The sequence below is a fragment of the Nocardia farcinica genome (assembly GCF_029867845.1).
GTDB lineage: Bacteria > Actinomycetota > Actinomycetes > Mycobacteriales > Mycobacteriaceae > Nocardia > Nocardia farcinica_A.
Genome location: NZ_JARWRU010000012.1, coordinates 1 through 3,478, shown reverse-complemented (window position 1 = coordinate 3,478; position 3,478 = coordinate 1). Strand labels below are relative to the sequence as shown.

Here is a 3,478-nt window from a genome sequence, read left to right as displayed (position 1 = left end):
GCCGCCCCGCCCCCGGTCGCGCCGGGCGCGTCCGCGCCGGTCGCCCCGGCGGTCTCACCACCGGCAACTCCGGTCACCTCGGCACCACCGGCCCCCGCCGCTCCGGTCGCCTCCGCGCCCGCCGCCCCCGCAACCAGCGGTTCTCCACAGTCCGGCGCCCCCGTGTCCGCGCCCCCCGCGCCGGAGGCGACGTCCTTCCTCGATGCCGTCCCGCCCGAATCCTGGACGACCCCGCCGGATGCGTTCGCCGCGGCCGACAGCGCCGCTCCGCCGCCCCGCCCGGGCGTCTCCCTGCCCCCGACCGCCCTCTGGACGGAGCCGATCCCGACGAGCGCCGAGCCGCCGGTCGTCCCGGCCGCTCGTCCGGCCGTCGTGGGGGCGGGCGGCATCGCGGGCGTCCTCGCCGCGGCGGCTCGGCTCGGCGCGAAGGCCGATGTCGAACACCGTGCGCCCGAATACCTGCGGACCGAGGAGCACGCTCGCGAACTGCTGGGTGCGCGGGACAAGACGGTGCCGCCCGCACTGGGAGCCGACGATCCGCCGCCGCGGGAGCGCGGGTCGGCGGCCGGACGGTCGTCGCGCGACAGCGAAGCGCCGGCTGCGCCGGAGCAGACGGGTCCACCGGGGATCGGCGCCGAGGACACCGCGTCCGCCGAGACGGGCGCGGGGGAGGGCGGGCTCGCCGAGCAGGCGCGCAGGCACGCCCTTCGATACGGCCGGGAACTGCTCGGGGAACTGCGGAAGACGACGCCGCCCGCGATCGGCGCGGACGACAGCATCACCGGGCCGGACAGCCCGCCGCCGATCTCCTGGCCGGCGACCCCGCCCGTGATCGGTGCGGGCGGGGAGAAGGACGAGGCGGACACATGCGTCACCCGGGAACTTCCACGGCTGCCTGATCTTCGCCCCCCGTCCGGGCGCGCCGGGCAACCCACGGCGGAAACGCTCCCGGTCGAAGCGACCGGCGACAGCCCTCTCGACCTGCCACCGATCGAGCCGTTCGCGCGCCGCCGCGGACGGCTCACCGAGCCGGTCCACGACACCCACGTCCCGCCTGTTCTCGGCGCGGCCGACCACGACGAGCACCGATGACGGACCTGCCACGCGTCGCCGCGCTCGCTTCGCGAGCCTCCTCGCCGAAGAAGTATCTGTGGACGGCCGGCGGTGAACAGTTCGCCGCGGCCTGGTTCGGCACGGGAGCGGACCGTATGCCGTTCCCGCTGCGCTTCACCAGCCGTTTCGAGAGCATCCGGGAATACCGCGCCTACCAGAGGAAGGTGCGCGCGGTGCTCGAGCGCCCGGACAACGAGCCGATCCGCCGGGCCGTGCGCGCACTCGCGGAATCCGAATGGCGCATCGAGCTCTTCGGCTACGACAACCGCCGTGCGGGGGCCGAGATCCGTGCGGTGGGCGGGACGGCGGGCCGGGACGCGGTGGTCGCGATCCAGGACGCGGAGACCGGTGCGGTCCGTCTACGTCGTTGCCCGGCAACGGCATTGAGCACGGAGCTGGTGGCCTTGCTGCCGGACCGCCCACCCGGATCGGTGCCGGAACGCGCTTTCCTGCTCGACGATCTCGCCGCGGGCCGCGAAGAACAGTCCGGCGTCCGGCCGCACCGCGAGCGCGCCGAGGACTACCGGCGTTTCTGGAACCAGCCGCACCAGACCCGCGGCGCGGTCACCGTCCTGCCCGCCCGCGTCCCGCGACCACGGCGCGTCACCGCCGCCCGCTGGCTCGACGCCACCGACGGCCGGTACCTGGAGACCCTGGCGAACCGGGCGCTGATGATCCGTCCGGCGGGCCCCGGTGAGATGGCCCGCCACCTCGCCGGGGTCATGGCCCGGCTGGCGGCGGACCGACCGTGAGCGGCCCTCCGCGTGCCGCGGCGGCGTCAGCCGGCCCGATCGGCCTTGTCCGCCTTGGCCATCGAGAGCACGTCCAGCCGCCGGTCCAGCTCCTCCTCGGTGAGGTTGTCGCCGATCAGACCGCGATCGATGACCGTCTGGCGGATGGTCTTCTTCTCCTTCAGCGCCTCCTTGGCGACCGCGGCGGCCTCCTCGTAGCCGATGGCGGAGTTCAACGGGGTCACGATCGAGGGCGAGGACTCGGCCAGGGTGCGCAGCCGCTCCACGTCGGCGACCAGTCCGTGCACGCACTTGTCGGCGAACAGCCGGGAGACGTTGGCCAGCAGGCGGATCGATTCGAGGACGTTGCGGGCCATGACCGGGATGTAGACGTTGAGCTCGAAGGCGCCGCTCGCGCCGGAGAAGGCGACGGCGGCGTCGTTGCCGATCACCTGGGCGGCCACCTGGGTGACCGCCTCCGGCAGCACCGGATTGACCTTGCCGGGCATGATCGAGCTGCCGGGCTGCAGGTCGGGCAGCTGGAGTTCGGCCAGGCCGGTGAGCGGACCCGAACCCATCCAGCGGATGTCGTTGGCGATCTTGGTCAGGCTGACCGCGACGGTGCGCAGCGCGCCGGACAGCTCGACCAGGCCGTCGCGGGCGGCCTGGGCCTCGAAGTGGTCGGTGGCCTCGGTGAGCGCGTCGATGTCGGTGGCGCGGACCAGTTCGGCGACGACTTTCGCGCCGAACCCGTCCGGCGCGTTGAGCCCGGTGCCGACAGCCGTGCCGCCGATGGGCAGCTCGCCGAGCCGGGGCAGGGTGGCCATCAGCCGATCGATGCCTGCCGCGATCTGCCGGGTGTAGCCGCCGAATTCCTGGCCGAGGGTGATCGGCACCGCGTCCATCAGATGGGTGCGGCCGGACTTGACCACCGTGCGCCACTCCACCGACTTGTCCAGCAGCGCCAGGCGCAGGTGCTCGAGCGCGGGCACCAGATCGCGGATCACGCCCTCGGTGGCCGCCAGATGGGTGGCGGTCGGGAAGGTGTCGTTGGACGACTGCGACATGTTCACGTCGTCGTTGGGGTGCACGGTGACGCCGTTGGCGGCGGCGATCGAGGCGATCACCTCGTTGGCGTTCATGTTCGAGCTGGTGCCCGAGCCGGTCTGGAAGACGTCGATGGGGAACTGGTCGTCGTGCCTGCCGTCGGCGATCTCGTTCGCGGCGGCGATGATGGCGTCGGCCTTGGCCGGATCGAGCAGGCCGAGATCCCGGTTGACCTTCGCGCACGCGGCTTTCAGCAGGCCGAGCGCCCGGATCTGCGCGCGTTCCAGACCCCGGCCGCTGATCGGGAAGTTCTCCACGGCCCGCTGGGTCTGCGCCCGCCAGAGCGCCCGCGCCGGGACCCGTACCTCGCCCATGGTGTCGTGTTCGATGCGGTACTGCGTCTCCTCGGTCATGATTCCGACAGTAGGCCGCGGGAACGATCCGTGGGGATGCCACGCGCGGCGCGGAGACAGACCACACAAACCGCCCGGCGCGCCGGATCACCGGAACCCGCTCCCCCGAACCAGGCGCCGTCATGGATCGACCGGACGCCCGGCGGTGCGTCACGGATGAAACCGCCCCCGGAC

2 protein-coding genes and 1 pseudogene are annotated in these 3,478 nt (G+C 73.3%); 2 read left to right on the top strand and 1 reads right to left on the bottom strand.

The features are described 5' to 3' along the window. Together QH283_RS00165 and QH283_RS00160 are read left to right on the top strand one after the other, a co-directional pair. Positions 1–1,092: pseudogene (locus QH283_RS00165) on the top strand (hypothetical protein); the annotation flags it as partial. After that, positions 1,089–1,865 (top strand): ESX secretion-associated protein EspG, encoded by a 777-nt coding sequence (locus QH283_RS00160; protein WP_280500990.1) that lies wholly within the window; start codon positions 1,089–1,091, stop codon positions 1,863–1,865. The pseudogene QH283_RS00165 and the gene QH283_RS00160, both read left to right, overlap by 4 nt. 26 nt (positions 1,866–1,891) lie before the next feature. On the opposite strand, the gene QH283_RS00155 is transcribed toward QH283_RS00160, so the two are convergent. Beyond that, positions 1,892–3,304: a class II fumarate hydratase gene (locus QH283_RS00155; RefSeq protein WP_280500989.1), complete on the bottom strand. Its 1,413-nt coding sequence runs from the start codon at positions 3,302–3,304 to the stop codon at positions 1,892–1,894. Between the last annotated feature and the right edge of the window lie 174 nt (positions 3,305–3,478).

Excerpts from the sequence above, each read along its gene's own strand:
- QH283_RS00160 (WP_280500990.1), top strand. The coding sequence starts at position 1,089 with ATGACGGACCTGCCACGCGTCGCCGCGCTCGCTTCGCGAGCCTCCTCG.
- QH283_RS00155 (WP_280500989.1), bottom strand. The coding sequence starts at position 3,304 with ATGACCGAGGAGACGCAGTACCGCATCGAACACGACACCATGGGCGAG.